This window comes from Pseudomonas weihenstephanensis (genome assembly GCF_001043055.1).
GTDB lineage: Bacteria > Pseudomonadota > Gammaproteobacteria > Pseudomonadales > Pseudomonadaceae > Aquipseudomonas > Aquipseudomonas weihenstephanensis.
Map to the genome: position 1 here is coordinate 152,319 of NZ_JYLF01000005.1, position 25,303 is coordinate 177,621.

26 protein-coding genes, 1 tRNA gene and 4 pseudogenes are annotated in these 25,303 nt (G+C 54.4%); 11 read left to right on the top strand and 20 right to left on the bottom strand.

Annotation, left to right across the window (positions count from 1 at the left end):
• Positions 1–24: 24 nt before the first annotated feature.
• Entirely contained in the window at positions 25–1,359 is a 1,335-nt protein-coding gene (locus tag TU86_RS13785) for a DUF6687 family protein (RefSeq protein WP_053076028.1), read from the bottom strand.
• A complete protein-coding gene (locus tag TU86_RS13790) occupies positions 1,356–2,810 on the bottom strand; it encodes an MFS transporter (RefSeq protein ID WP_048364877.1) in 1,455 nt (484 codons plus the stop codon). The genes TU86_RS13785 and TU86_RS13790 overlap by 4 nt, the downstream gene beginning before the upstream one ends.
• 131 nt (positions 2,811–2,941) lie before the next feature.
• Here TU86_RS13790 and TU86_RS13795 point away from each other — a divergent pair, with 131 nt between their 5' ends.
• Positions 2,942–3,613: a helix-turn-helix transcriptional regulator gene (locus TU86_RS13795; RefSeq protein WP_048364878.1), complete on the top strand. Its 672-nt coding sequence runs from the start codon at positions 2,942–2,944 to the stop codon at positions 3,611–3,613.
• Positions 3,614–3,678: 65 nt separating this feature from the next.
• On the opposite strand, the gene TU86_RS13800 is transcribed toward TU86_RS13795, so the two are convergent.
• The gene (locus TU86_RS13800) at positions 3,679–6,159 is read right to left on the bottom strand and encodes a UvrD-helicase domain-containing protein (RefSeq protein WP_048364879.1); all 2,481 of its coding nucleotides are present in this window, start codon (positions 6,157–6,159) and stop codon (positions 3,679–3,681) included.
• A 265-nt stretch (positions 6,160–6,424) separates the two neighbouring features.
• Here TU86_RS13800 and TU86_RS13805 point away from each other — a divergent pair, with 265 nt between their 5' ends.
• On the top strand, positions 6,425–7,120 hold the full coding sequence (locus tag TU86_RS13805; RefSeq protein ID WP_048364880.1) for a pirin family protein: 696 nt from the start codon (positions 6,425–6,427) through the stop codon (positions 7,118–7,120).
• Between the two features lie 60 nt (positions 7,121–7,180).
• Here TU86_RS13805 and TU86_RS13810 read toward each other — a convergent pair whose 3' ends face one another.
• Positions 7,181–7,717, bottom strand: coding sequence for a hypothetical protein (locus TU86_RS13810; RefSeq protein ID WP_048364881.1), 537 nt, complete (start codon positions 7,715–7,717; stop codon positions 7,181–7,183).
• Between the two features lie 57 nt (positions 7,718–7,774).
• Entirely contained in the window at positions 7,775–8,956 is a 1,182-nt protein-coding gene (gene punC, locus TU86_RS13815) for a purine nucleoside transporter PunC (RefSeq protein ID WP_048364882.1), read from the bottom strand.
• A gap of 118 nt (positions 8,957–9,074) precedes the next feature.
• Between punC and punR the strand changes: the two genes are divergently transcribed.
• On the top strand, positions 9,075–9,998 hold the full coding sequence (gene punR, locus TU86_RS13820) for a DNA-binding transcriptional activator PunR (protein WP_048364883.1): 924 nt from the start codon (positions 9,075–9,077) through the stop codon (positions 9,996–9,998).
• On the opposite strand, the gene TU86_RS13825 is transcribed toward punR, so the two are convergent.
• The 4 genes from TU86_RS13825 to TU86_RS13840 all read right to left on the bottom strand — a co-directional run bounded on the left by TU86_RS13825 (position 9,992) and on the right by TU86_RS13840 (position 13,228).
• The gene (locus TU86_RS13825; RefSeq protein WP_048364884.1) at positions 9,992–10,600 is read right to left on the bottom strand and encodes a LysE family translocator; all 609 of its coding nucleotides are present in this window, start codon (positions 10,598–10,600) and stop codon (positions 9,992–9,994) included. The two genes, punR and TU86_RS13825, sit on opposite strands and share 7 nt — an antisense overlap.
• Positions 10,601–10,837: 237 nt before the next feature.
• Positions 10,838–11,380: a DUF4174 domain-containing protein gene (locus tag TU86_RS13830; protein WP_048364885.1), complete on the bottom strand. Its 543-nt coding sequence runs from the start codon at positions 11,378–11,380 to the stop codon at positions 10,838–10,840.
• Between the two features lie 167 nt (positions 11,381–11,547).
• Positions 11,548–12,132 (bottom strand): DedA family protein, encoded by a 585-nt coding sequence (locus TU86_RS13835; protein ID WP_048364886.1) that lies wholly within the window; start codon positions 12,130–12,132, stop codon positions 11,548–11,550.
• 49 nt (positions 12,133–12,181) lie between these two features.
• On the bottom strand, positions 12,182–13,228 hold the full coding sequence (locus TU86_RS13840; protein WP_048364887.1) for a DMT family transporter: 1,047 nt from the start codon (positions 13,226–13,228) through the stop codon (positions 12,182–12,184).
• A 308-nt stretch (positions 13,229–13,536) separates the two neighbouring features.
• Here TU86_RS13840 and TU86_RS13845 point away from each other — a divergent pair.
• The 6 genes from TU86_RS13845 to arsH all read left to right on the top strand — a co-directional run bounded on the left by TU86_RS13845 (position 13,537) and on the right by arsH (position 17,635).
• Positions 13,537–13,623, top strand: a tRNA-Leu gene (locus tag TU86_RS13845).
• Between the two features lie 680 nt (positions 13,624–14,303).
• Complete coding sequence (locus TU86_RS13850) at positions 14,304–14,726, top strand: arsenate reductase ArsC (protein WP_048365102.1); 423 nt, start codon at positions 14,304–14,306, stop codon at positions 14,724–14,726.
• Positions 14,723–15,079, top strand: coding sequence for a metalloregulator ArsR/SmtB family transcription factor (locus tag TU86_RS13855; protein ID WP_048364888.1), 357 nt, complete (start codon positions 14,723–14,725; stop codon positions 15,077–15,079). The genes TU86_RS13850 and TU86_RS13855 overlap by 4 nt, the downstream gene beginning before the upstream one ends.
• Positions 15,080–15,104: 25 nt before the next feature.
• On the top strand, positions 15,105–16,388 hold the full coding sequence (locus tag TU86_RS13860) for an arsenic transporter (RefSeq protein ID WP_048364889.1): 1,284 nt from the start codon (positions 15,105–15,107) through the stop codon (positions 16,386–16,388).
• A gap of 16 nt (positions 16,389–16,404) precedes the next feature.
• Positions 16,405–16,875: an arsenate reductase ArsC gene (locus TU86_RS13865; protein WP_048364890.1), complete on the top strand. Its 471-nt coding sequence runs from the start codon at positions 16,405–16,407 to the stop codon at positions 16,873–16,875.
• A gap of 46 nt (positions 16,876–16,921) precedes the next feature.
• Positions 16,922–17,635, top strand: a complete 714-nt coding sequence (gene arsH, locus TU86_RS13870) for an arsenical resistance protein ArsH (protein WP_048364891.1) — start codon at positions 16,922–16,924, stop codon at positions 17,633–17,635.
• On the opposite strand, the gene TU86_RS22915 is transcribed toward arsH, so the two are convergent.
• The 8 genes and pseudogenes from TU86_RS22915 to TU86_RS13895 form a co-directional block, all read right to left on the bottom strand.
• Positions 17,616–17,762: a hypothetical protein gene (locus TU86_RS22915; protein ID WP_157395908.1), complete on the bottom strand. Its 147-nt coding sequence runs from the start codon at positions 17,760–17,762 to the stop codon at positions 17,616–17,618. The genes arsH and TU86_RS22915 overlap by 20 nt on opposite strands.
• An 83-nt stretch (positions 17,763–17,845) precedes the next feature.
• Positions 17,846–18,235 (bottom strand): hypothetical protein, encoded by a 390-nt coding sequence (locus TU86_RS13875; RefSeq protein WP_048364892.1) that lies wholly within the window; start codon positions 18,233–18,235, stop codon positions 17,846–17,848.
• A complete protein-coding gene (locus TU86_RS13880) occupies positions 18,216–18,620 on the bottom strand; it encodes a hypothetical protein (RefSeq protein WP_048364893.1) in 405 nt (134 codons plus the stop codon). The genes TU86_RS13875 and TU86_RS13880 overlap by 20 nt, the downstream gene beginning before the upstream one ends.
• Before the next feature lie 165 nt (positions 18,621–18,785).
• Positions 18,786–18,941 carry a tail protein X gene (locus TU86_RS23865; protein WP_478003141.1) on the bottom strand — a complete coding sequence of 52 codons (156 nt, stop codon included), beginning with the start codon at positions 18,939–18,941 and terminating at the stop codon, positions 18,786–18,788.
• Positions 18,890–19,183 (bottom strand): annotated as a pseudogene (locus tag TU86_RS13885) (phage tail protein); the annotation flags it as partial. The gene TU86_RS23865 and the pseudogene TU86_RS13885, both read right to left, overlap by 52 nt.
• Positions 19,176–19,358 (bottom strand): annotated as a pseudogene (locus TU86_RS23290) (baseplate assembly protein); the annotation flags it as partial. The pseudogenes TU86_RS23290 and TU86_RS13885, both read right to left, overlap by 8 nt.
• Positions 19,318–19,635, bottom strand: a pseudogene (locus tag TU86_RS13890) (GPW/gp25 family protein). The pseudogenes TU86_RS23290 and TU86_RS13890, both read right to left, overlap by 41 nt.
• 6 nt (positions 19,636–19,641) lie before the next feature.
• On the bottom strand, positions 19,642–19,863 hold the full coding sequence (locus tag TU86_RS13895) for a hypothetical protein (protein WP_048364894.1): 222 nt from the start codon (positions 19,861–19,863) through the stop codon (positions 19,642–19,644).
• Between the two features lie 356 nt (positions 19,864–20,219).
• Here TU86_RS13895 and TU86_RS23710 point away from each other — a divergent pair, with 356 nt between their 5' ends.
• A complete protein-coding gene (locus TU86_RS23710) occupies positions 20,220–20,366 on the top strand; it encodes a ubiquitin-like protein (RefSeq protein WP_082152899.1) in 147 nt (48 codons plus the stop codon).
• A gap of 26 nt (positions 20,367–20,392) precedes the next feature.
• Here the strand turns inward: TU86_RS23710 and TU86_RS13900 are convergent.
• The 3 genes and pseudogenes from TU86_RS13900 to TU86_RS13910 all read right to left on the bottom strand — a co-directional run bounded on the left by TU86_RS13900 (position 20,393) and on the right by TU86_RS13910 (position 23,087).
• Positions 20,393–20,825: pseudogene (locus TU86_RS13900) on the bottom strand (phage baseplate assembly protein V).
• On the bottom strand, positions 20,822–21,109 hold the full coding sequence (locus tag TU86_RS13905; protein ID WP_420876370.1) for a hypothetical protein: 288 nt from the start codon (positions 21,107–21,109) through the stop codon (positions 20,822–20,824). The pseudogene TU86_RS13900 and the gene TU86_RS13905 overlap by 4 nt, the downstream one beginning before the upstream one ends.
• Positions 21,110–21,608: 499 nt before the next feature.
• The gene (locus TU86_RS13910) at positions 21,609–23,087 is read right to left on the bottom strand and encodes an MvaI/BcnI family restriction endonuclease (RefSeq protein ID WP_048364895.1); all 1,479 of its coding nucleotides are present in this window, start codon (positions 23,085–23,087) and stop codon (positions 21,609–21,611) included.
• Positions 23,088–23,394: 307 nt separating this feature from the next.
• On the opposite strand from TU86_RS13910, the gene TU86_RS13915 reads away from it, so the two are divergent.
• Positions 23,395–24,972 (top strand): DNA cytosine methyltransferase, encoded by a 1,578-nt coding sequence (locus tag TU86_RS13915; protein ID WP_048364896.1) that lies wholly within the window; start codon positions 23,395–23,397, stop codon positions 24,970–24,972.
• Positions 24,973–25,303: the final 331 nt, after the last annotated feature.

Here is a 25,303-nt window from a genome sequence, read left to right on the forward strand (position 1 = left end):
GGGTTGTCTGGCAACGTCAGCGGGTCAGGCATTGCTCCACGCAACCGGGGCCACACGCAGGAATTGCTTGAGTTCTTCCAGTACCGTCTGCGGCGAAAGATCACTCAGGCCGCCGGCACGCAGTTTCAGTGCCGGCATGATCCATTGCACACCGTCGTAACCCCAGTGCGCGTTACCCCGCTCCCGATCCTGTATCGCATGCTGGAAAATCGCCAGGTCGCGGCGGCCTCGCATCAAACCGCTAACACGCTCCACCCAGCTTTCGTAGCGTTGGCGAATCTCGATAAAAGGACCCTTTATGATCGCCAACACGCCGCATTTAGTGCGGTTATGAAACGCGATATTGGAAAGCCCGAAGTAAGGTTGGCCCAGGTTGATTCGAGCGCTCGCCTCTGCGGGCAGGCGAAATACGGCCAAGTCAATATCAGCATGTTCCTCAAGCTGCATCTGCGGGTCTGACAACAGCGTTTCGGTGTGCTCAAGCAGCTGCCATTGCTCGCGCCAGGCTGGGCTGTAGGTGTGCGTGCGCTCAATTACATCGTTGAGCAATGGCAGCAACGTGCCAAAGGTTTCAAGCAACTGCCGACTTTCGTTGGGTGCACGTGAGGTGCGGGTGCGCTCGGCCAAATGGTTGAGGGTAAAAGCCACCTGCAAAGCATGGCTGCAGGTACCGCGAGCGTAGTCCCCCAACCGGGCAACATCGATCAGCACGTCTGCATGACGCTGCGCCTGCTCGGGGGCCAGAAACGCATAGATAGAGGCCAAGCCGTCGAGGTCGAAATGATCGCTGGTGACGATGCTCGCCTGCGGCCAGGTACTGGCCTGCGCCATGTAGCGCAAAGCACTTTGCGTCGACAAGTTGGCTTTGTAAGGCTGCGGGGTGCGGTTGGCAGGCCAGTGAGACAGCGTCAAACGCGTCTGCTCATTGTGGGTTGAGTCCAGCGAGATATTGGCCACTTCACCCGTCATGTCCAACGGCAGGTAGCCAAATTGACTGTGCGGATCAATACGCACCGCCTGCGCCGCTGCATCAGCAGGTGCAGCAGTTGCAGGTGGCAAATCAGGCAACGTGAACGGTACGCGCTGAAAGTCCACCTCGGTTTGCCTGATTTCGCCATGACCGCCCAGGGTGTAGACCAACCGGCACAGGTTTTCGCGCCGAATATCCCGCCCCTCCCCATTGCGCGGCGCACTGCCCGGCCCGGCAATGGCGCTCGTCAAGTCGATGAAGTGGTTTTCACACAAGCCGATAGGCCGCCCACCGAGTAGGCGGACATCAAGCGCCCGGATTTGCCCGAGGACATCGGCATCTGCCATCACGTCACTCTCACCGCTGCTCATTGCGCTGGCCAGAGTCATGGCAACTCCGGCTTTTCAGTGGCCAGTAGCACGTCTCTATCAACGTGCCCCTCAACCGTATCGCGCCGGATCACCTGGCGCACAGTGATAAACAGCAGCGCCGACAGCAATGCATACAGACCAAACAACCACGCCGCAGCGCTCGACGCACCCTCCACGCCGCCCGGTGTGGTAAATCCGGCCAGGTTAGCAATCATGCCCGCCAACGCCGCACCAATGGCCGTAGCAATCAACTGCACAGTGGTGATGGAGGCCCCGGCAATGTTTTTCTCAGCATCCGGCACATTGGCCAATACCCGCGTCAGCAGGTGTGGCCACGCCAGACCTATACCTGTACCCACGCAGACCATGCCCACCGAGACCCCGCACAAACTCAGTACAGAACCGGTGGTTTGCGGGACAAAAATGCACGCCAGCGCCAACCCCACGACGACAAACACCGGGCCATACAGCGTTGCCCGATTGGCCGACTCACGGGCCAGGCTCGAACTGTAGAGCGCTCCCAACGTCCAGCCAGCCGCCATTAAAGCCGCGATATAGCCCGCTACCAACGGCGTTTGCAAGTGCAGCACTTGCAAGAAGTACGGCACAAAGACTTCACTGGTCATGCCAATGACCATCAAACTCATGGACAGATAGATCGGCAACAATGCGCCGCGGGAACTCAGGCTGTTTTGGGGCAGCATGCGATGTTTGTCGCTGCCCTCCACCCGGTACACCGCATACAACAGCACTAACCCGGCCAGTAACCCCAAGCCATTGAACAAGGGCGAGGGTTTGATGCTGCCCAGGGAGATGGCCAGCACCACTGCGGTCAATAGCGCCAGTTGCACCATCGGCACCGAGACCTTGGCACGCGGCTCGGTGCTTTTCTTGGGCAGCATCAGCGTAGCCAGCAACATGAACACCAGTGTGACGGGGATCAGCGCCCAGAACGCCGCACGCCAGGCGTCATATTGAGCAAATACCCCGCCCACCGCAGGTCCGATCAGCGTCGCAGCGCCCCACATGCCCGAAATCAGGGCCATTGCGCGCGGCCACAAACCTTCATCGAACACCAGGCGGATCATCGAGTACGGCAAGGCGAACAATAATCCGCCCCCCAACCCTTGCACTGTGCGCCCAAGGATTAACACGCCCATGTCCGGCGCCAGGCTGCAAATGCCACAGCCGATGGCAAAAATCACACCCGCTACTGCATACGCGAGTTTTGGCCCAAGGCCGGTCAGGCACTTGGCCGACAGCACTGAGCCGATAATCGAAGCCACGACAAACAACGTGGTGTTCCAGGCGTAGTAATCAAGCCCGCCGATGTCCTTGACCACAGACGGCAAAATGGTGGTGACCAAGTACACGTTGATCGCATGCAACGCGACTCCACCCGCCAGCGCCAAGGACCTGAGTCCGTTTTTGCCCAGCAATAATGCCGCCCATCCTGTTGCCGTTGTCATATCCCTGTCCTGAGTTACATTCCGTTGCATCGAGCCTATTACAAAAGGTAAAGCTTTGATAATTATTTTTTGAAGTTGTGGGTATGATCACGCCCGGCTTCACCCATCCCTCTTGAGACGACCACTGCCCTATGTGCGCAACCCCGACCGACTCCGCCAATGCCTCGCGCAACACCGGCGCCACTGCTGAACGGATTCTGTTTTTGCTCAAATCCCATGGCCCGCTTAAAACTGCCGACCTGGGACCGATGCTAAACATCACCCTTGAGGCCACGCGCCAGCAAATTCAAAAACTGCTGGAGGCCGAGCTGATTGTCGGTCAAGTCGTGCCTTCGGCAGGCGCAGGCCGCCCCTCGCAGAAGTGGGCGCTCACCCCTGCGGCGCAGGCGCGGTTTCCCGACACGCACGCGCAGCTCACCTTGCAGCTGATTGATTCGATCAAGTTGATCTACGGCAACGATGGCATCGATAAAGTGGTCAACAGCATTGAACAAGCCAATACCCACGACTACGTCAACGCTTGCGCACAGGCCACCAGCCTCGAAGAAAAAGTCATGGTCCTGGTAGGGATTCGCGACGCGGCCGGTTATATGGCCAGCATGCAGGCCGACGGTGACAGCTGGCTGCTGATAGAGAGCCATTGTCCGATTTGCATTGCCGCGCAGAAATGTCAGGGTTTCTGTCGTTCGGAGCTGCAAGTGTTTCAGGCGGCGTTAGGGCAAGACGCTGACGTTGAACGCATTGAGCATTTGATCACCGGCGATCGCCGGTGCGTCTACCGTGTGACGCCGCACCCGTCTTGAGCGACGGGGGCGCGCGGCTAACCTTGCGGCTTCGCCTTAAGACTTAAGCGCGAAGGCAGGCTCTTCTAGCGCTGCGTCTGGGCAGTGACGCCACGCATGTCTTCGAAGAAGGCTTTGTCTTTAGGCACCCGATCAGAAGCCTTGGGGATGTTCGGCCCTTGAGCGTCCTGGCTTTCTACGTACCAATAACAATGCTTGATCGCACGCGTGATACCGACATAGGCCAGACGCAGCACCTCGTCCTTCTGCGCCGAATCATACGGCTCGGGGTCACCAGCCTTACCTAGCCCAGCCATGCGATACACCTGATTTTTGTAGGGCGATGACGTTAAATGCTGACAGTCTCCCAGCAGGAAAACCGCATCCGCTTGCAGCCCTTTGGAGCTGTGATAGGTCAACTGTTTAAGCCTGCGTGCCTCTGGCTGCAATCTAGAATCCGCATTAACTACAGACTGAATTTCTTTTTCTATCAATAACTTATCGCTGCTTTTTCGATACAACATTAAGACGCTGTTACCTGCGTTGTAATGCTCGATCAGTTGTGCGGCCAGCGCCTGATCGTCACGATTCAATACGGTAACCGGCACCAACGTTTTTGGCTCTCCACTCGCCTTGGCACGCTTGCCGGGAATACCAGGCGCTGCACGCACGATGTGTTCGGCGGCATCAATAATGTGCTGGTGGCTACGGAAATTGTCACTGAGCATCACCCGCGTAGTGGCCGGTGAAACAAACTCTTTATTGAAATCCATAAAGTATTTGGGCGAACTGCCCCGCCAGCCGTAAATCGACTGCCAGTCATCGCCAACACACAGCAACGACGAACGTTGTGCGCCCCGGCCGATGTGCATGGCGGGACCACGGCTGCGGATCTCGCGCAAACTGGCACGCAACCAGGAGACGATCTGTGGCGAAACGTCCTGAAATTCATCGATCATCAAATGCGAAAGCGGACGCAATTGCTCATGGTTGAGCAGCTTGAAATTTTCGGGGCTGTTCTCGCCAAACAGCGCGAACATACGGTTATAGGTCATGACTGGCGGGGTTTGCGCCAGCAAGTGATCTTCCAGTGCACGCCAATACAGGCTCAACGCCTCGAAGAAAAACCGGTCGGGGTCGTCTTTGGCAAAGCGCATGTCACCGACAGCCGTCGCAACATCCAGCCCCAGGTTCTCGATAAAGCTGGCGGCGCTGACAAAACAGTCCAGCAGCGGCGCTGAACTCAGCTCCCCCTTGAGCTTGTAGTCAATGCCAGGCCCCGCGCTCGCCTCATCCGCCAGAGCAGATAGAACACGCTTTGACGCGCTATAACTATCTAGCCATATCAATGGTTTATCGCAGAAAGCTCGAAACAGCGTCTTCTTGACTGCCCACTCTGCGCGCACGGTCAGCTTGGCATTGGGACGGCTGATCTGCGGGCTTTCTCCTGGATCAAACCCCAACACCACCCACGCGTTGAGCTGCGGGATATAACCGTGGCAATGGAAGGTTGAGCCATTGATCTGGAAGGTTTCACGGCTCGGCTCAATGCCCTGAATAGGCCACGCGCCCGCGCCAAACCATAAATCTTCGAGGGTGTCGCAGAGTTCTTCATCGCGCTTGGCGGCTAATTCAGTCACCGCCATGCGCTTTTGCACATCCGGATGATCACGTTCCAGCGCCCCGAGCTGTAGAGCATGCCGACGCAGCGGCGCCATAAGCGTCTTAAAGCGTTCGTCACGGGTGTACAGCGCGTGATAACAGGCATTCAGTTGTTGGCGCTGGGTGTCGTTGATGCGCAAATCAAAAGGATTGCTCTCAACCTCTTCATCCGCCTGGGCACTGCGCGTACTAAGGTTTTCAAAGGCTTCTAACTTGGCGTAGCCCGGCAGGCTGCGCACCATCGGCAAAATACGCGAGTGAAAGGTGCGTACAACGTCCTGCGCCTGCTTGAAACTCAGGGCTCGCCCCCACAAACCGAACACTTCTTGCAGCTTGGCAATAAAGTCCTTACGCGACTCTCGGGTAAAGGTGACGACGGTCATCGAACTCAGCTCAAAACCCAAGTAGTGGCTGAGCAGCAAAATACGCAAGACCAGCGAGGTCGATTTCCCTGCCCCTGCACCCGCGACCACCGAGGTTGAAGGGGTGTCACTGAAGATCATCTTCCATTGCGCTGCACTAGGTTGCGCATGCGCCGGCAACATCGCCGCCACATCAGCCTTGACCTGCTTTTTCAACTCAGCCGTCAGGGGCAGGCGCCAGTCATCAAACAGGTCATTGTCGACCCCCGGCCCGCGGAGTTCCCGGGATCGCGTGTCATTGATGTGCAGCACCTGACGCCCGTCTTCCAATCCCTCGGCATGGCCCTCTTTGTAGCCGTAATCCACCCCCGCGCTGTGCCCGCTGCGAAACCCGTCCGCCTGGCCATGCAACCACGATGCTGCGTGTTGAGCCCGCAAACGGGTTAAACCGCTGCCAAACAACCGTGCAGCCAGGCGCTTGAGCAAGGGCAGTTGAGTGATAGGAGCGAGTTCATCAGGCTGATCGGATTTGTGTTGCGGCACGCTGACTCCAAGGTGTGAGGCTGTCCGGGGGCACTATGGTCGCCCCATTGCGCGAAGAGTTCTAGCTAATTGCTTGAATGTCAGCTGTTTAGCTTGAGTTTTGAAGGCAAAGGATTATCTGTTGCCAAGGGTAAACATCGAATATATAGATTGGTTTAAAACATTTTTTACGCTTTTTATCGATTAATCATTATTGGAAACTCACTCCCATCATCGATCGGGTAGCAGCATCCTTCGCCCGACTGACCCGAACAGGAGCGTCATCATGCTTGAACTCAGACCTTTCAACACACTGGGCGGCGCGAATCACGGCTGGTTGGACGCGCATCATCACTTTTCGTTCGCCGAGTACTACGACCCGCAACGCATGAACTGGGGCAACCTGCGCGTATGGAACGACGACGTCATCGCTCCCGGCACCGGTTTCCCAAAACATCCGCACCGTGACATGGAAATCATCACCTATGTGCGAGACGGCGCCATCACTCATGAAGATAACCTGGGCAACAAAGGCCGCACTGAAGCAGGCGATGTGCAAGTCATGAGTGCCGGCACTGGCATTGCGCACAGCGAGTACAACCTGGAATCGAACGCGACCAAGATTTTCCAGATCTGGATTCTGCCCAATCAGGCCGGTGATGCACCTGCGTGGGGCGCCAAACCGTTCCCTAAAGGTCAGCGTGAAGGCTTTGTGACGTTGGCCAGCGGCAAGGACGGTGATCAAGAGAGCCTGCGTATCCGCGCCGACGCTCGCCTGATGGCCGCCAACCTGAAGGCGGGCGAGACAGCCGAATACGTCTTGGATAAAGGCAGACGTGCGTATCTGGTGCCTGCGACCGGTGTGATTGAGGTCAACGGCCTGCGAGCCAATGCCCGTGACGGGGTGGCCGTCGCTGATGAAAGCGTGCTGCGCGTACAGGCACTGGAGGACAGTGAAATCGTACTGGTCGACCTTGCATGACACCCAATGAAAAGGCCGGGCCTGTAATGAGGCTCGGCTTTTTCACGGTTTGAAACACCCTTAAGTCATTGGGTTATCGATCTGGATGTAAAGCGAAAACGCACCCAGCACCAACCAGAAGCAGGCGAACAGCCAAGGCGACCGTACCGAGAACATCAACGATTTTTTGTAGCCTTTGTGCGTCGACTCCATCTCACAAAACAGCGGGGACTCGTCATAAGCAAGCCCCATCTGTGGCTCGCTGCTTAGCAACTCACTCTGCTTGAAGTGCCAATGATCGATGATGTCGTACGCAGCCCGAATACCCGGCCAGGCATTCAACGAAATCATGAGCCCCAACACCGCCAGCATCGGTGGCACAGTCAACGTGAAGAACTTGCCCCACTCAGGGTTGAGGTTGGCCATGCTCGACGCAAATGCGATCACCAAAAAAGACTGGGCTGCCAGATAGGCGTCCGTGCGGTGGGACAAGATGCTGGTTTCGTACTGGATTTCGCGGCGGTAAAAGTCCAGACGGTCCTTGGGCGAACCAAACATTTTTGCGTCATGTTCGGTGTGAACCTGTGGCGGGGTATCCGGGGTAATGATTTGGGTCATCCAAAGCGCTCACGCAGTGACTCGAAAACGCTTTGATGCCCACGATGACGACAAAGTTCAGCGCGTTGCCAGACCTTCGGCCACAACTTTGCGCCGCTGAATCATGTAACCCAACAGTGCTAAGGGTGCTGAAGCCAGCATGACCTCGACGGTGATTTCTAGCGGTTTACTGATGTAGGCCGACACCAGCAGACTGCCCAGAAAGCACAAACCAAGCTGTAGTGTGTTTTGCAGTGCAGCGGCTTTGCCTGAATTTTTGGAAAATGGCAGCAAGGCGTTGGCGACCACGATCGGGTAACTCGCCCCGTTGACCAACGCCATCAGGCAAAACGGAATCAACAAGGTGAGCAGCGTGGGTTCAGTCTGTGTGGCCACGACATAGAGTCCCACCATGCTTGCGCAATAAGCCAACAACAACCAGGGCAATAACGTACGGCCTTTGATGTGCTGCAAGGCACTGCGGCAGCTGTAGCCGCCAATTAAAAATGCCAGCGTCGGAAACGCATAGCTCAAGCCAATATCATTCGGGCTGTAGCCCATGTCGCCGAGGATGAAGGGTGAAGCCGTCAGCCAAGCGAAAAAACTGGCTGAGCACGCTGCAAAAATCATCACATTGCCGCTGAACGTCGCCGAACTCAGCAACTGGAAGTAACTCACGCGCGCAGTCTCTGTCTGACTATGTACGCGCGGCTTATCTTTAAGCAGCAGCGTGGGCACCAACAGCATCAGAGAAATCCCCAGCAACACCGTGAAGATTGCCTGCCACCCCAAATGGTTGAGCACCACGGCCCCCAACAGGGGCGCCAGGGCTGGCGATAAGCCCATCAGCGGCATAATGCCTGCAAACACCCGATTGGCTTTGTCGGCCGGGTAACGGTCAATCACCAGGGCTTGCCACGTCACCGCTGCGGCGCAAATGCCGATGGCCTGAATAAAGCGCAGGCTCAACAGCCACACCGCGTTGTCGACCCAGAGCATGCCCAGACAGCCCAACGCAAACATCGACAAACCCGCCAAGAGCACAGGCTTGCGTCCAAGCCGATCCGACAGCGGTCCCCAGAGCAATTGGCCAAACGCAAAACCGGCCAGAAAGATGCTTAAACTGGCCCCCACCGCACCGGCTGACAGGTTTAACTCACTGCGCAATGTGCCAAATGCCGGTAAATACATATCCATCGCCAAATAGCCCAGCATGCTGAGGCCGGCGAGGTAACAGGTGAAACCAAACGAGTTTTTCATGTGCACCTAAAGCTTCCCATCAAACAATTTGTTGACTGGCGTGCATTATCCGGCTGAGCATTCGCTTGTGAAGCGATAATAATTTCACTTTGGCATCAATTATTTCGAAGGCAAAACTGTGTGGTCTGAATATTCTCTGGATGTCATTGATGCCGTGGCCCGGCATGGCAGCTTCAGCGGTGCAGCCCAAGAGCTGCATCGTGTGCCATCGGCCATCAGTTATACGGTGCGTCAACTGGAAGTGTGGTTGGCGGTGCCGTTGTTTGTGCGCCGTCACCGGGATGTGGAGCTGACCCCGGCCGGTCAGCTATTTGTCAAAGAAGCCCGTGACGTGCTTAAAAAAATGCTCGGCACGCGCCGCCTGTGCCAGCAAGTGGCCAATGGTTGGAGCGGCCAGTTACGGGTCGCGGTGGACTCCATCACCAAGCAACCGCGCTGCCAGCAAATGGCCCTCGACTTTTACCGACACTTCCCGGACGTGGAACTGATTATTCGCTACGAGGTGTACAACGGCGTGTGGGACGCTCTGGTCGATGGCCGCACCGACATCGTCATCGGCGCGACGCGTGCCATCCCGGTAGCGGGCAGTTTTGCCTTTCGCGACATGGGGTTTCTACACTGGTTATGCGTTGCCAGCCCTGATCATGCGCTGGCCTCCTGCCAAGGCTTACTCAGTGATGAACAGCTGCGGCCCTACCCATCGTTGTGCATGGATGACACATCACGCAACCTGCCCAAACGCGACACCTGGACGCTCGACAACCAACGGCGAATGATGGTCCCTGACTGGGCAACGGCGTTGGCCTGCCTGTGCGAAGGCTTGTGTGTTGGCATGGTGCCTGCGCATCTGGCTCAACCTCTGATCGAACAAGGGTGGTTGGTGGCCCTGCACCTGCAACGCCCCTTCCCCGCCAGCCCCTCCTGCATTGCCTGGGTGCAAAACAACCATTCCCCCGCCATGAGCTGGTTGCTGGAGTACCTCGGCGACACTGACACCCTGAGTCAGGAGTGGCTCAATGATGCCGAGCGAGATGCTCAGTGATCGAACAGGATCGGGTATAACGACAGCACCAACAGCAGCGCCATGCTCAGATTGAATGCCAACAACCACTTGGGCTTGGTCAGCACATTGCGCAATGCGCTGCCAAAGCCTGCCCACACGCAGACGCTGGGCAAATTGATCACAGCGAACACCAGCGCAATGATGAACACATTGACGATGTATCCCTGCGAGGGGGTGTACGTGGTAATAGCACCGACCGCCATCACCCAGGCCTTGGGGTTGACCCATTGAAAAGCGGCTGCGCCCCAAAAGCTCAACGGTGCGCCATGTGCGTCTTGCGTACTTGAAACTGGCCCGCTGGTGGCGACCTTCCACGCCAGATACAACAAGTATGCGGCGCCCAGGTAGCGCAATACGGTGTAAGCCACCGGCACGGCCTTGAACACCCCGCCCAGACCCAATCCCACCGCCAGTACCAAACACATAAAGCCAAAACTGATACCCAATGCGTGAGGAAGAGTTCGGCGAAACCCAAAGTTAACGCCCGAGGCCAGCAACATGGTGTTGTTGGGGCCAGGGGTGATGGAGGAGACGAACGCGAACAACACAAACGCTGAGATTAATTCGAGAGAGAACGGCATGTTTACGTCCGGTGTTTGGAGGGTGGTTGAACACACCCTAACGGATCACCGGGCAAGCCTTGCGTTACAGCTGAGGAGTATTTGTACCGCACACATTGGCCAGCATTTTCTGTTTTGAGCACATGTTTTTCACGCGCCGTTCACATTCCAGCGCCTAAATTGAACCCACTCCTTTAGTGAATCCCTCTTGGCCCGCTTCCCCCAGCGGGCCTTTTTTTGCTCGCCGATTGTTCAACCTCAATCATCCAGAGGCTGTGGGGCTTTCACCGCTCCAGAGGCTTTTACAGCGGTCTCGCCTTTGCCTTTTTTAGCTTTATCGGGTGGGGTCACCAGATCCTCAGGCCTTGAGTTCTCTTTCTCTTGAGCAGGCAAGTTATCAATTGCGCTGAAGATGATATTGAGGTCGTGTGTGTCGGCAGGTAATGGCACACGCTGGCCGTCTTTGCCAAAAACAACGACTTGGGTGCTGTTGATGACACCTAAACTGAGCCCCCGAATCAGCGCCATGGTTTGCGGCTGCTCCAGGTTTTTGCCGTCGCGTTTACCGCTCAAACCTTCAACCGTATACAACACCATCTTGCGGTCTTTGAACGCTTGCTGCGTGGTCGGTTCTTCGAGGTTTTTTTTCAAGCTCATCAATGTGGGATCAGCAGACGTGCGAGCAAAAATTACCAGCGGGCGAGACTTTCCGATGTCCTGTTTCAAGGGGCTGTCAATGTCAGCAGACTGTGCGGCGCCAGACAACAATACGCTGGCAAGAATCATCAAGCGAATAAGCATCCAGACCTCCTTTTTTATCATCGAACCGGGGCGTGAGCAGGCGTTAAAAACCTTCTCCCCGGTCTGCCTGCCAAGAGTCTAGGCCAAGGGAGTTATCACGCCACCAGCGCTCCCGAACTTTGCCTTTCGGGTTTATTTTTTGCAACTACACACAAGTGCGAGTCGCTTTACCCCTCTTGAGCCGCTTTGCGCTTAGCCCTGACATGCCGCACAAGTGCCGCAACCACCACCAACGCCATCACCCCCAAAATGATAGGCCAACGGTACGGTTTCAGATCGCCCAATACGTGCTGCAGGAACTCCCCAGCCCAATATCCGGCACTGGCAAACAGCGTGGCCCACACCAGCGCGCCTGACAGATTGATACACGCAAACTTGAGGGGCGACACCTTGCACGCGCCAATCACCATCGGCCCCATCAAACGCATGCCGTAGACAAACCTCACGGTAAAAATCGACACCGTGGGGTGTTGATTCACCAAGTGCGTCACCTTGTCTATGGCTGCCTGCTGCTTGTGCAGCCTGGGTAACAGGCGTTCACCAAAGTAGCGGCCGGCCCAAAACAGCAACTGATCACCCAGCATCCCGGCCAAACTGGCATAACCAATCACCGGCAGCAGCTTGAGTACATGCTGATGGGCCGCCATGCCGCCCAAAATCAAAATGGTCTCACCTTCCAGCAAACAGCCAATAAAAATGGCCAGATAACCATAGGTTGCCAGCAGGTAATTGAAATCTAAGTGTTCAAACATGCGCGTTCAATGACTCCATTGAGGGGTTAAACGGTCGCGATTTTTCACCTCAGTGCCGATGCCGATGATGAATATCCGGAAAGTGCGGGTGACTATGATTGATCGGCAGATGTACATGCGTATGGCTGTGGGGCTTATCCATCGCCACCTCGTCGACATGTGCGTGTTGATGGTGCTCATCATGATGGTGGCGGTGGGCGTGCTCTATCAACCAATGGTGATGCTCGTGCGTGTGCAACTCAGTCAAATGCAACCACACCCCCACAGACATAAATGCAGCAGCCAACCAGAACGGGAGCGACACCGACTCACCCAACACCAGGATCGCGAGCGCAGCGCCTAAAAAAGGCGCTGTGGAAAAATACGCACCGGTGCGTGCAGCCCCCAGGCCGCGCAGTGCCAGCACAAATAGAACCAGGCTCACGCCATAGCCGAGAAAACCGATTAGCAAAGTCGGCGTTAATACCGCCAATGCGGGCAGTTGGGCGCCAAGCGACAGGGCTATTGCGCAATTGACGCCACCGGCAAACACACCTTTGGCGCCCGCGATATACAGCGCATCAGAGGCCGAGACCTTGCGGGTAAAATTGTTGTCCACGGCCCAACACAGGCAGGCAAACGCCACGGCTAACGGCCCTGACCAAGACGCCCCCCCAACGCCCACCTCAGCTGACGGCCAGGCCAACACCACCCCGCCCGCAATAATCGCCAACATGCCCAAGACAATTCGGCGGTCGGCGTTTTCTTTAAACACCACCCACGCCAGCAACGCCGTCAACACAGGCTCCAGGTTCAACATCAAAGACGCTGTGGCGCCGGACGTGCGCGTCAAACCAAACATCAACGCCACGGGGCCCATGACCCCACCAAATGCAATGGCACCCAGCAACCACGGCCATTCGCCAGCCCTTAACCCTGACGATTTCCAGCCACGGTCTCTGACACAACGCACCAGCAACACCCCCGCGCCACTGCCCACATACAACAACCCGGCCAGCAAAACAGGGGAAATATCGGTGCCCAACAGCTTGGCCAGCGGAGTACTTGCACCAAACAGCGCAGCAGCCACCAACGCATAAATCACACTCGTATTCATTTCGCTTACTACAGTTGCAAACCTGCAAATACCCTAGCCTAAACCAGCTTGGGGGAGGTGGCGGATAAACCAGGCCGATGCCTGCCTTAAGACAGCCGCCCCCTTGCCCACTAACAATGCGCGTTCATAGCTTCATGATTTTTCGACGTTTTTATGAGGCACTCGGGTAAAAAAATGTACATAAATGGACGTTATCGAACTTGCCTCATTGCACAAGCCTCTATATATTCGTCCACCTGTCACGCAGGCTCTTGAGCACTTTAAGCAATTAAAGTCCCATCCTCCCTGACGCGCTGCACAGCGCTACCGCCCGAATGGCGAAATTGGTAGACGCATGGGACTTAAAATCCCCCGTTCGAAAGGACGTGCCGGTTCGATTCCGGCTTCGGGCACCAAACAAATCAAGGGCCTGCATGAGATTCTTCATGCAGGCCCTTTGTTTTTTTGCACCGCAAAAATTCAGACCGCTCCGCAATTCTGTTTTTACCCCTTCCCTTGGCGCCCTGCCAATGTACGGCATTACGAGCATCACAACCGTAGCCAAATCCCTAGCACCCTATGCGTGTCAAGGCTGGCGAAACCCGTACAGAGCAAGCACTCACGGGGGCACAGACTGAAAACGATGCCCTACAGTGTTTAGTCAGGTTTCACGATCCCCCGCAAAAGTCCCTAAGGTATTGGCGCCTTGTCTCCGGCGTTCTGGCGAACCAGCCATCTCCCAGAACTTCCTGTAATAAGCCTAAACCTCGGTCGCTTTCTGCTCCAGAGCTTTGATGCGCTCAACCTAACGTTCGATGTCCAATGCTTGGGCCTCAACCTGATCTATCGTGATTGCTTGAGCTTCCACCAGGTGCGGGACGTATTGTTCGTACCCCATTGACCAAACATCAGCCTCCCCTGCATCAGCGTGATGACTCACTCCCGGGAACCGATGCGCGTGGTTTTGCCGCTCCCGCGCATGTCGCTGGCTTTGCCCCGGATCACCAGCGGATCGGGCGAGAGTCACCCATCACATTCGCTTTACCGAACATTCGCCAAAGCGTATATTCAGTTTTCCATATGCGCAGACATCACCATGAGCGTTGCTATAAAAGTGCTTTTCGTCTGTGTTGCCAACTCTGGCCGCTCTCAGCTTGCAGAGGCTTTGCTTAGGCACACCGATCCGCGCTTCGATGTTTTTAGCACGTGCTATAAGCCCTCTCACGTTGACCCGCGCACAATTCAGGCGCTGGAGGCCGTCGGAGTCGATGCAACCGGTCTACGCAGCAAGTCCATCCATGAGTTTCGCTCTGAACGATTCGACTACCTAATTACCCTCTGTGACAAATCCGCAAGCGAGTGCCATTCGATGCCCGGCGCTAATGAGGTTATCGCATGGGATTTTCCTGATCCGGTGATCCGCGATGACCCTGTCGCATTTCGACATACGCTCCATCACATCCACGAGCGCATCAAGCTCTTCGTTTTGGTAAAGACCAAACATCTGGAGGATCTATGACAGAACCCATGAACCCCACCACGCTATTCAAGTGCCTGGCAGATGACACGCGAACCAAAATTACGTTGCTCGTCGTGAGTGAAGGTGAGCTGTGTGTCTGCGAACTGACGGCGGCACTCGATCTGAGTCAGCCGAAGATTTCTCGGCACTTAGCGCTGCTTCGCTCAGCCGGATTGCTAGTGGATCGTCGCCAAGGCCAGTGGGTGTATTACCGACTGCACCCTGACTTACCTGTCTGGGTGACTGCCATTTTGAAAGACGTCGTAGATGCCAACCAGCAGTGGTTGGAAACCGAGGCTAAACGCCTATGCGGCATGAACGATCGTCCTATCAATCAGGCCGTGTGCAACTGATTCACGTCCAAACCGGGTTATTGAAATGTTGATTGCCGTATTGATCTTTATTGCCACCATCGCGCTTGTCATCTGGCAACCCAGAGGGCTTGGGGTAGGTTGGAGCGCCATGATGGGTGCTGTCGTGGCTCTGCTGACGGGCGTCGTTACCCTCGGGGACATACCTGAAGTTTGGAGCATCGTCTGGAACGCCACCGGGACGTTCATCGCGGTCATCATTATTAGCCTGCTGCTTGATGAGGCCGGATTTTTCAAGTGGGCTGCGCTGCATGTTGCGAGATGGGGCGCTGGCAGCACCCGCAAGCTCTTCGCACTATTCATCCTGTTAGGCGCGGCGGTATCGGCGTTATTCGCCAATGACGGCGCGGCACTCATCCTCACGCCCATCGTGATTGCGATGCTGCTGGCGTTGCGTTTTTCTCCTGCTGCGACATTGGCATTCGTAATGGCAGCCGGTTTTATCGCCGACACGGCGAGCTTGCCGTTTGTGGTTTCCAACCTGGTCAATATCGTTTCTGCTGACTACTTCGGTATTAGCTTCAATGAATATGCCTCGATTATGGTGCCGGTAAACATTGTCAGCGTGGCGGCGACATTAGCCATGCTGCTGTGGTTTTTTCGAAAGGATTTGCCCAAAACCTACGACCTCAATCAACTGGACAATCCGAGCGAGGCAATCCACGACCGCGCCACCTTTGTAGCCGGTTGGTGGGTGTTAGCACTGCTCTTGATCGGTTTCTTTGTCATCGAACCATTGGGCGTTCCGATCAGTGCCATTGCAGCGTTCTGCGCACTCATCCTCTATGTCATCGCGGCGCGTGGCCATGCCATCAACACAGGCAAGGTGCTCAAAGAAGCTCCGTGGCAAGTGGTGATTTTTTCTTTGGGTATGTATCTGGTCGTCTATGGCCTGAAAAACGCAGGCCTGACTGACCACATCGCGCAGATCCTGAACGTATTTGCCGGTTATGGCGTCTGGGGCGCGTCCCTAGGAACAGGGCTGCTAACAGCATTTCTGTCGTCAATCATGAATAACATGCCCACCGTCCTGGTAGGTGCCCTGTCGATTCATGCCGCCGAAGTCGATGGCGTCGTACACCAAGCAATGGTGTACGCCAATGTCATCGGTGCCGACCTGGGCCCGAAGATCACGCCAATTGGTAGCCTGGCAACGCTGTTATGGCTGCACGTGTTGGCTAAGAAGGACATCAGGATCAGCTGGGGCTATTACTTCAAGACCGGAATCGTGCTGACTTTACCCATCCTCGTCGCCAGCCTGTGCGCCCTGGCATTGCGCCTTAGTTTCTGAATCAAGGAATCTTTTGATGAAAGTCTTATTCATGTGCACCCATAACAGCTGCCGCAGCATTCTGTCTGAGGCGCTGTTCAACCACCTAGCACCTGAAGGCTCAGAAGCGGTTAGTTCGGGAAGCTTTCCCAGTGGTCGAGTGAATCAACGGGCATTGCAAACGCTGGAGGCGGTCGGTATCTCCACGGTGGGATTGAGCAGCAAGGCTTCGGATGCTTTTGAAGGCTCCCCTCCAGATATCGTTATTACCGTTTGTGATCGGGCTGCGGGTGAAGCGTGCCCAATATTTTTCGGGCCAGCCTTGAAGGCGCATTGGGGCTTGGCCGATCCGTCCGAAGCCTCCGGGTCAGAGTCCGAGATTACCGCAGCGTTTGAAGCCACCCTCAACAAAATTCGTGAGCGTGTTACAGCGTTTCTTGCGCTACCGCTGCAAACCATGAGCGCTGACGAGCTCAAAGCTGAACTGAACCGTATCGGTTCGCTTTGAAGAACAATCGAGGCCTTGCCTGCTTGGCAAGCCTGTAGGAGTTTATATGCAAGACACATTGCCAAACGTAGACGCTGACCTGATCGACATTCCTTCGTTGGAGCAACTGTCGCCTCGTACACCCATGCGCCATAAACCTCGAATTCTTCTTCTGTACGGATCGACGCGAGAACGTTCATTCAGCCGTTTAGTCACGCAAGAGGCCGCACGCTTGCTGAATGAGTTTGGCGCCGAAACCAAGATCTTTGACCCATCGGGCTTGCCGTTGCCAGACGATGCTCCGGACACTCACCCCAAGGTCGCAGAGCTGCGCGAGTTAATGCAGTGGTCTGAAGGCCAAGTATGGTGTTCCCCAGAGCGTCATGGCTCCATGAGTGCAGTTTTCAAGGCCCAGATCGACTGGGTTCCGCTGGCGATTGGCGCTGTACGTCCTACCCAAGGAAAGACCCTTGCCGTGATGCAGGTCTGCGGCGGTTCGCAATCATTTAACGTGGTCAATCAGTTGCGGGTACTGGGTCGGTGGATGCGGATGTTCACCATCCCCAACCAATCTTCGGTGGCCAAGGCGTTCACCGAATTTGATGAGGCAGGCCGGATGAAACCGTCCTCGTACTACGACCGTCTGGTGGACGTAATGGAAGAGTTGATGAAGTTCACGCTGCTCTTGAGGGATCGCCAGGACTATCTGGTTGATCGATATTCAGAGCGCAAAGAGTCCGCAGAAGAGCTGTCAAAGCGTGTCAATCAGCGCTCCATTTAACGTCATTGCGAGGACACATCACTTTCTGATGACCGGGCTTGTCAGTGGTTCGTCGTAAAAGCAGGCGGTCGTTGATCAGTGCGGTGATGTCAGCACCGTCTGCGACGATGCGAAAGATGGGGGTCATAGGCAAATCCCGGAGAATAAAAAGCCCACACAGTGGCGGGCTAGCTAGCAACTCGTAAGAATTAAGAAGTGATCAGAACAGTTTTATTTAAGCATTCCTGACTCTCTAAGAAAAAATAAAGTAACCAGTGCAGCAATCAAAAAAAATGACGCCCTTTTTAGCACCACTAATTTCTTTCTTAAATGTGTTGGGAAATTATTTAAATCTTCTGCGCTCGCTTCACCACGCTTTAGGTAGTACTCAGGAAACCTGAAGAGCCCTGCAATCCAGCCAATCAGCATGAGTTTACCCCAAGGCCCACCATACTTTAGTGGCGAGTGAGCTCTAACAATCGAACAGTTCTTCAAATACTCCAACATCAAATCCATCTTTGTATAGGCCATATAAAGAGAAGTGCCTATACAAAAAATAGCCCCACCGAAGATTGATAGGCCGAGTACCAAAAATACCTGATCAGCGAGATTTACTGTCATTTGAAATTCTCATAGGCGCTTGCGGTTGCGGTTTTAAAATCGGTTCGGCTTCCGGCAACGGCGGTTTTTCCTGCTCAACAGGCATATGGAAACTGCCCGTCCAACCGCGTCCGGGGATGTGGAAATACTCGTTGAATGTGTCTTGGCTCAGCGGACTGAAGGGATCATCTTTAACCAATAAAATGTCGCCCGCTTCTACGGCGTCTACGATTTCTTCATGGGTTAATTGTCGGCCATACGTTTGGATATCAAACAGGCTTAGCGTGGGGAAAGGCGTACATAAAGCGTCTTCGACTTCAAATTTGGCAAAGAAAGGGGCTTCGATTTCACTGAGACGAACCCCAAGTTCTTCTCCAACGTCTGCATAAATCAGGCGCATGTGCATGTCGTATTTTCCTTAATCACCAGGGCCGATTAAAGCAGCGCCCCGTTCAGGTCAATCCATTGAAGTGAGCGGACTGTATCGGCCAGTTCAGCCAAGGGTCAATAAGACCTTTCACATGATGACGGAGGCTCTATCTCTTTTGTTCGTCGATGAAGCGCCGGAATTTCAAGCCCACAACATCACCACCTCATCATTCGGCAACGGCAAATCCGGCAGGTGAATGATCAGCCCGGCCAGCCCTTGGTTGGCATCGAGCACGGCCTCGACCGTGCCGTTGAGGCCGGTCGGCGACTCAGGCGCTCGTGTGAAGCCCAGCGGAATTCGCTGGAGCGCTTGAGTTCGTCGAAGGCAGCGGTGTCCAGGTTGAAGTAGAACGGTGTCGATCCCGGCTTGAGCGGTTGCATGATCAGCAGGTGCGGGAATGGCTTTACCGCTTCGGCAGCCAGGGTCGCGTCTGCGCCCAGCACGCCGGTGGGCACGATGTTGGCCATTGACGGGCTGACCTTGCCAGCCTGTTCTTTGAGCACGCTGAGGCGCTCCTCGATCTGCGAGGCTGTGCGGGTGCGCATCAATCGACGAGCGCGAGATTTCCACACCAAGGCGCCGACGCAGGTTGATCCAGGCTGCGAGGCGCCGGGTCGCTTCGGCCTGAATCGCCTCGTTTTCCGAGCCGGTACTGGCCATGTGCAGCACCGCGTCAATACGATATTCCTGCACCTCGGCGCTTTGCACCGTTAAGCTCAAAACTGATCACACCATCGAGCACCGCCGTGACCCGCACCGACTGCAATTTGAAGCGCGACTCCCACAGGTTCAGGGCGTGGGCGACTTCGGCCTGTACCGCGCTTTTCCAGACCGCGTTGATCGGCATGTCGACGAACCGGCGCACTTGGCAGCCTTACGACGGGCGCATGCGCCGACTGCCCACCGGGGTGGTGAGAATGTCAGCGATGGACTGGCGAAGATGCTCTACGCCGGAAAGGGCCGCACCGGTGTGGCGATCCATTCCGATCATCGCGGGTTACTCCGTGAGGCGTTCAAAATCCGGGGGGGTGTTGAGGTACTGGAACTGCTGATCGTCGACCGCCGTGACGCGTCCTTTGGCGACCAGGAGCGAGGCACCTCCGTGCAGGATCAGGGTGCGCGAGGTGTAGACCTTGTCGCGGAAGATGCGGGCCGTTACTGCCTTTTGCAGGGCTGGTGCAGCCGGTTCGGGAACTTTGTCGTCAGGTGTTTTGCTCATGGTTTTACTCCAGTGAAATAAACCCGCACTTAGCGAGTGCATGGATAATTTGCGATTAGAAATACAGCACCATTTTTATATGAATCCGTCAAAAAAGGCGCAGAATTCTCACAAAAACAACCCTCTAACATTGAACCTACTGCATTGCACTGGCATGTCACTTGTCGGAAAGCAGGTTGGTTTTTTATTGTTAGGCAAACTTCAAATAGGCACTTCAGCAAATCAGACCCTTGAACCATCACGCCCCACAGGCTCCGAGGAATCGACATGAACATATTCATTCACAGCATCATAATAGGCAAAACATTCCCACTTGATTTGCAGTCCTCGGATACAATTGAAAACGTTAAACAAAGATCCAAGATCATGAAGGAGTCCCTCCTTCACATCAGCGAATTTACCTTGCCACAATAGAACTCAAAGACGGCAAAGTCTTATCTGATTACGACATTGGCAACAATGCAACTTTAGAGATGAAACTCCAACTCAACGCTCGAACTTAAGACTGATCAGGCAAACGCATAAAACTTTAATGTTTGTGATTAGATGTATTACCTCCGGTATCGATGATTTTTCCGAGGCTGGTGATGTCACCTGTCACTGCTAACGTGCCGTCGATTTTGACCGAGCCTATCAAGTCGATGGCAACCGCCGTGACGGTCACGGCGCTGACAGTCACCACCGCCGGAGTACCGCCGACCGCAATCGTCACGGTGCCGCTGGGCAAGGTGATGGTGTAGCTTTGGGCCTGCCAGTCGTAGACCAGCGAGCCGCCATCATAGAATCGCCACACCTCCACGTGGTCACGGTTGTCTGGGGGTGCACCTGCATCGCCATAAAACCCAGGCGCTGGTGGATACGCGGCAGGCCGGTGGGCTTGCCGCCAGATCTACCACAACCACGCAGCAAGGCATCAACAGGGCAGCCATCATACGGTCGTGTTTGGCAGTGGCGTAGCTCACGGCAGATCCTGCGGCGCGACCGACTCTTCGTCGTTGACGCTGATCAGCAACGAGCCCGGCGGCTCATCGGGCCACGGCCATGCCTGCTCGCCGAGGAATACCGTCTGCGTCCACTCCACCAGCCACACGGTGTAGCCATCCAGATCCGGGCGGGTCCAGTCTTGCGCCGAGCGCTGAAACTCTGCGGCTTCCATCGCCAAGCCCCACGACTGGGCGCGTAACAGCACCGCCAGTTGCGGGGCCAGGTGCACGACTTGCGGGCAATGATCGGCGCGGATAACCAAGCGGGTTTATCGACGTGTCGGCGCGATCGCGAAACCCTCAAAATAAAATAGTTTTCGGAACTCCACCCCCTAAAGTTTCGGAACGCCTCACTTTCCAGCAGCCAATAAAAAACCCCGTAGACGGTGATCTACGGGGTTTTCTGTATGGTGGCCGAGGCCGGAATCGAGCCGGCGTGGGCGGATTTGCAATCCACTATTTTTTAGATAAAAATCAGTTACTTACAGTAATTTCGATTCCGCAAACGCTTCATATTTATGCGTCTGAACGTCAAGCATGACAAGGGTTTAATTTTGAGATGCGGAACCGATTTACCCCCCCCTATTCCGGCGCTTCCCGACGGCACAGCCTCCATTCATAAAAAGCCGCTTTCGCTCCCCAGCAGATGCTCAGCTATGCCTAGGAAAGCCGGAGCGATTCAATTCATCGGATTGTGTGCAATCAGAAATAGACCATTGCTTATATACATCTTCCTGATACATACCTCGACTTCTATGCATTTCATGAAAGTTTTATTTTTACAGGCTTCGGAAAGAGGAGGTGCAGGTCTCGCTTGTTAATTTTAAACAGAGGGCCTTTTTCGCAGACACGGTTGTTTTTACCAGAGCGTTTGATCAAGTGATCCATGGTCACTACGCCTGACTCGACAAGCGGAATTAGCTGGCTTTCGACAGGCTCTTTCGTATGAATGATCGAGAGCAGCTTGAAGTACTCAATACCGTCGATAAACTCACTAGTCGCTTCAATCCAGAACGTCTCGCGATGCTTTTCCGTCAGGCGATCACGCAAGAGCTTTGATGGCCATGTAGCAACATCTTTATTGTCGGCATCGATTTCCACGAGTTGGTCGTTTCGGCCATCAAACCTAAATTTCAGGCCTTGGCTGTTTGCTTTCCTTGTCGAGAGCGTGCAGTAAAGCTTGATATCGCCATCGCGGTCGTAACCGTAGGCATCCAGTATTTGAGCGCTGCTTTTTAAGGCGCTTAACCCCCAATCAGGCACTTGAGCAAAAAGGGTAGTGCGGTTTTTGCCACCTCGCCCCGATTTGATCTCGATACCATGGTAATCAGGCTGCTTAGAGCTATTTGCCACAATGCCCAGTGCATGCTCTACAGCCATGCCTACTGCAGTATCACCCGCGACGCCAGTTGTGATGGGGTACTTAGCAATTTCTTTAAGCTTCGCGATCAGCTCATCGGCGATGCTACGGTCAGCGTCCACCATCCGCCGAAGCAAAAGTCCGATTTCATTCAGTGCTTCGGTATTGTCTTGCTTCAGATCGAATTTGCTGAGGTTGAATAAATAAAGACTCCCCTCATATACCACGACCGCTATTTGATCAGAGGCTACGGCTGATGTTTTTTCGGTAGCAAAAACATAGTCTGCAAGCCTAGAAAACCACATACGTGGATCCCCCTTTTTGGTCACAGGGCGATACAAGCTAACCCTGGTGGGATCAAGGCGGTCAGGGTAAGCAAAAAAAGCTTCGCGCGAAACTTTATGCTCTGGCCCTTGTAGCTGTTGAGCATACTTATGGAAGTTTTCTATCTCGAACAAATCCCGAATGGGCGCAGTAGCATCAAGAATCGACTTTTTGAGCCCAGTCGTGGTCGACTCAAAAATAGCAAACTCAATACCAAGGGAAACAAGATGGGCTTTGTTTCGAGCAATCCTAAGCTTGACCTGATCAGGGACGGCTCTGTCTACGTTTACAGCTTTCAAAGCCGCCTGAATGATCTCATACTCAGGCGGATCTGCGTCTTCAAACTGCTCAGTGGGCAAAGAGAGATGGAATTGAACTGCCCGGCTACGCTCATCCTCAGCAAGGACTGCATCCCAGTTAGGGTATGAGTTCTCTCGAGCGACAAGGTTGAGCATGTCTGAGATTTTACTGGGTACGCCTTGGCTTTTGAGATCCTTATGGCGTTTAGTTGCTTCAGTTTGAAGGCGCTTCAGGCTTTTTCTTTTCGGGTGCGACATTTCACTGCCCTAAACAGTTGCACGCCGACCTTATCGCCCACAAATAAGTCCCAGCACGCATGCTTAAGACAAATAAAATTCCATCGAGATGCACCACGTAGGGGTACTTTGCTGAAGTGAGCTGAAGGCGCTCTCCGACACCTAAACCGATCTAAATATCACAGAGAGCACACAATATCAATACAAAAGCGCAGCACGGAATCATTCGTTTCGTCAGATGCCATTCGTAGGGAAGAGAAATTCCACCTGGACTTTTAACGGATGATGCTCTAAAATCGCGCCATATTTTACCAATCGAGTGCCACCCTTGAACTACATAGAGCTATTTGCCGGCTGTGGCGGCTTGTCGCTAGGCCTGAAGTCCGTAGGGTTTGATTTGCTCATGGCCAACGAGCTTTCACCGATGGCTGCAGAGTCGTATGCCTATAACTTCTTCAAAGAAGACGTGGACGCACAATCCAAAGCCGAGAAGCCTGCTCTGAAACGTACGCTGTGGTTAAACAGCCGATATCCGCTCAGCGATCTCAAGCTGCGCCTTCGTGAAGATCCAAGGAAATCCCCTCCGCTGGGCGAGGGATATTCAGATCTTGAAGGGAATGAGAGGAAGCTGAAGGGCAGCCTGGTCGTAGGCAGCATCATTACTCTTAATCGTTGGCTAGAGGGAAAACCTGACGTTCGTGAGTCACTGAAGAGTGGATTCGGAGATAGAGGCGTTGATCTAGTCTCGGGTGGCCCACCATGCCAGAGCTTCAGCATGGCCGGCTTGCGGAGAATGGATTGCGAGAAGAACTCACTCCCGTGGGAGTTTGCAAAATTTACTGAATCCGTACAGCCGAAGATTGTCCTTCTTGAAAATGTTACCGGGATACTTAGGCCATTCAAAGATGACCTTGGCAACAGCCATTACGCTTGGTTTGAGCTAGCCAAAGCTTTTTCAGTTATTGGCTATGTCCCGCTGTGCCTGCACGTCAATGCAAAGTATGCGGGCGTTCCGCAAAACCGTCCCCGCTTCATCCTGATGGGAGTTCGCAAGGATTTTTACGACAAGCTGGTCCCCACCTTCAATGAGTCGGAAAAGGTGCTGTTCTCCCAACCGCTTTCATTTTTTGAACAAGCGAAAGAAGGTAAAGAGCTGCCGTATAGCGCGCTCGATTACCGAGACGTGGTTAATCTTGATGATCTCCAGCTGTTCAAAAACTCATTTTTAGCACCGTTAGTTGCTTTCAATAGTCGCTTTGTGACGGTCAAAGACGCGATTGATGACCTGCGTACAAGCAGTGATTCAGAGGGTCGATTTGCTAAGGATATTGCGAAAATATTTGGGAAGACTCTGCCGAATCGCGAAATGGCAAACCATGCGCTTAGAAGCAACGGCGATCTGGTTCGCAGACGCTTTCGCTTGTATCAAGTCCTCCAGAAGGTCGGGAATGATACGCGTAAGAAAATTGTGACGATCTTGAAGGGTGAGACCGTTGAGCTAACCGACGCAGACTGGAAAAAACTGTCTCAGTTTGACTATTTAATTGAGTCTAATGAGTACGTCACTTTTGAACGTAAATCTGACTTCATGGACTTCTTGCAGCGACACCCTACAAAGAAACAGACTCAAAAAGCACTGATTGCAGATCAGCCTGCACCTGCAGCATTGTCTATACCAGATGATGCCTGCCACTATCACCATGATGAGTTGCGTACACTGAGTGTGCGTGAAATGGCGCGTATTCAGTCCTTCCCAGACAGTTTTGAGCTTAGATCTAAAGTGACCACGGGCGGACAGATGCGCAGCTTTGAAGTACCGCAGTACACGCAAGTAGGAAACGCTGTCCCTCCGCTCCTTGGACGCGCATTAGGGCAAGCCGTCTCTGAATTACTCTCACGGGTGTAATGCCGTCGTGGTAAGCATGGTTGAGGTGGTTGCAGGTTTCGCGGTATATCTGGTGAAGCTTGTGAAAATCAAGCGGCTGCATGAGTGCGTAATCAGCCTGAAGGCGAATCTGGCGATAAAACTGAATCGTCCCTAGCTTCGTACACGCCTTTGAGCGGCTGCTTCTGGCCGATTTCTGCCAGAAGCCCCCTTCCCCCAAGGCAGCTACCTACCAATAGCAACGTTTGGTTCCGGAAACATAAGTCCGTCTCCTTTCCCCTAAAGCCGTAAGCAGCAGAGCTCTGTCGAAGCTGTATAAAGAAGAGAACGCACGACGTCACCACCCTGCCAT

Bases quoted from the DNA above. Each gene is read 5' to 3' on its own strand.
- TU86_RS13785 (WP_053076028.1), bottom strand. From the start codon at position 1,359: ATGACTCTGGCCAGCGCAATGAGCAGCGGTGAGAGTGACGTGATGGCA.
- TU86_RS13790 (WP_048364877.1), bottom strand. From the start codon at position 2,810: ATGACAACGGCAACAGGATGGGCGGCATTATTGCTGGGCAAAAACGGA.
- TU86_RS13795 (WP_048364878.1), top strand. From the start codon at position 2,942: ATGTGCGCAACCCCGACCGACTCCGCCAATGCCTCGCGCAACACCGGC.
- TU86_RS13805 (WP_048364880.1), top strand. From the start codon at position 6,425: ATGCTTGAACTCAGACCTTTCAACACACTGGGCGGCGCGAATCACGGC.
- TU86_RS13810 (WP_048364881.1), bottom strand. From the start codon at position 7,717: ATGACCCAAATCATTACCCCGGATACCCCGCCACAGGTTCACACCGAA.
- punC (WP_048364882.1), bottom strand. From the start codon at position 8,956: ATGAAAAACTCGTTTGGTTTCACCTGTTACCTCGCCGGCCTCAGCATG.
- TU86_RS13825 (WP_048364884.1), bottom strand. From the start codon at position 10,600: ATGCCGTTCTCTCTCGAATTAATCTCAGCGTTTGTGTTGTTCGCGTTC.
- TU86_RS13830 (WP_048364885.1), bottom strand. From the start codon at position 11,380: ATGCTTATTCGCTTGATGATTCTTGCCAGCGTATTGTTGTCTGGCGCC.
- TU86_RS13835 (WP_048364886.1), bottom strand. From the start codon at position 12,132: ATGTTTGAACACTTAGATTTCAATTACCTGCTGGCAACCTATGGTTAT.
- TU86_RS13840 (WP_048364887.1), bottom strand. From the start codon at position 13,228: ATGAATACGAGTGTGATTTATGCGTTGGTGGCTGCTGCGCTGTTTGGT.
- TU86_RS13850 (WP_048365102.1), top strand. From the start codon at position 14,304: ATGAGCGTTGCTATAAAAGTGCTTTTCGTCTGTGTTGCCAACTCTGGC.
- TU86_RS13855 (WP_048364888.1), top strand. From the start codon at position 14,723: ATGACAGAACCCATGAACCCCACCACGCTATTCAAGTGCCTGGCAGAT.
- TU86_RS13860 (WP_048364889.1), top strand. From the start codon at position 15,105: ATGTTGATTGCCGTATTGATCTTTATTGCCACCATCGCGCTTGTCATC.
- TU86_RS13865 (WP_048364890.1), top strand. From the start codon at position 16,405: ATGAAAGTCTTATTCATGTGCACCCATAACAGCTGCCGCAGCATTCTG.
- arsH (WP_048364891.1), top strand. From the start codon at position 16,922: ATGCAAGACACATTGCCAAACGTAGACGCTGACCTGATCGACATTCCT.
- TU86_RS22915 (WP_157395908.1), bottom strand. From the start codon at position 17,762: ATGACCCCCATCTTTCGCATCGTCGCAGACGGTGCTGACATCACCGCA.
- TU86_RS13875 (WP_048364892.1), bottom strand. From the start codon at position 18,235: ATGACAGTAAATCTCGCTGATCAGGTATTTTTGGTACTCGGCCTATCA.
- TU86_RS13880 (WP_048364893.1), bottom strand. From the start codon at position 18,620: ATGCACATGCGCCTGATTTATGCAGACGTTGGAGAAGAACTTGGGGTT.
- TU86_RS13895 (WP_048364894.1), bottom strand. From the start codon at position 19,863: ATGAGCAAAACACCTGACGACAAAGTTCCCGAACCGGCTGCACCAGCC.
- TU86_RS13910 (WP_048364895.1), bottom strand. From the start codon at position 23,087: ATGTCGCACCCGAAAAGAAAAAGCCTGAAGCGCCTTCAAACTGAAGCA.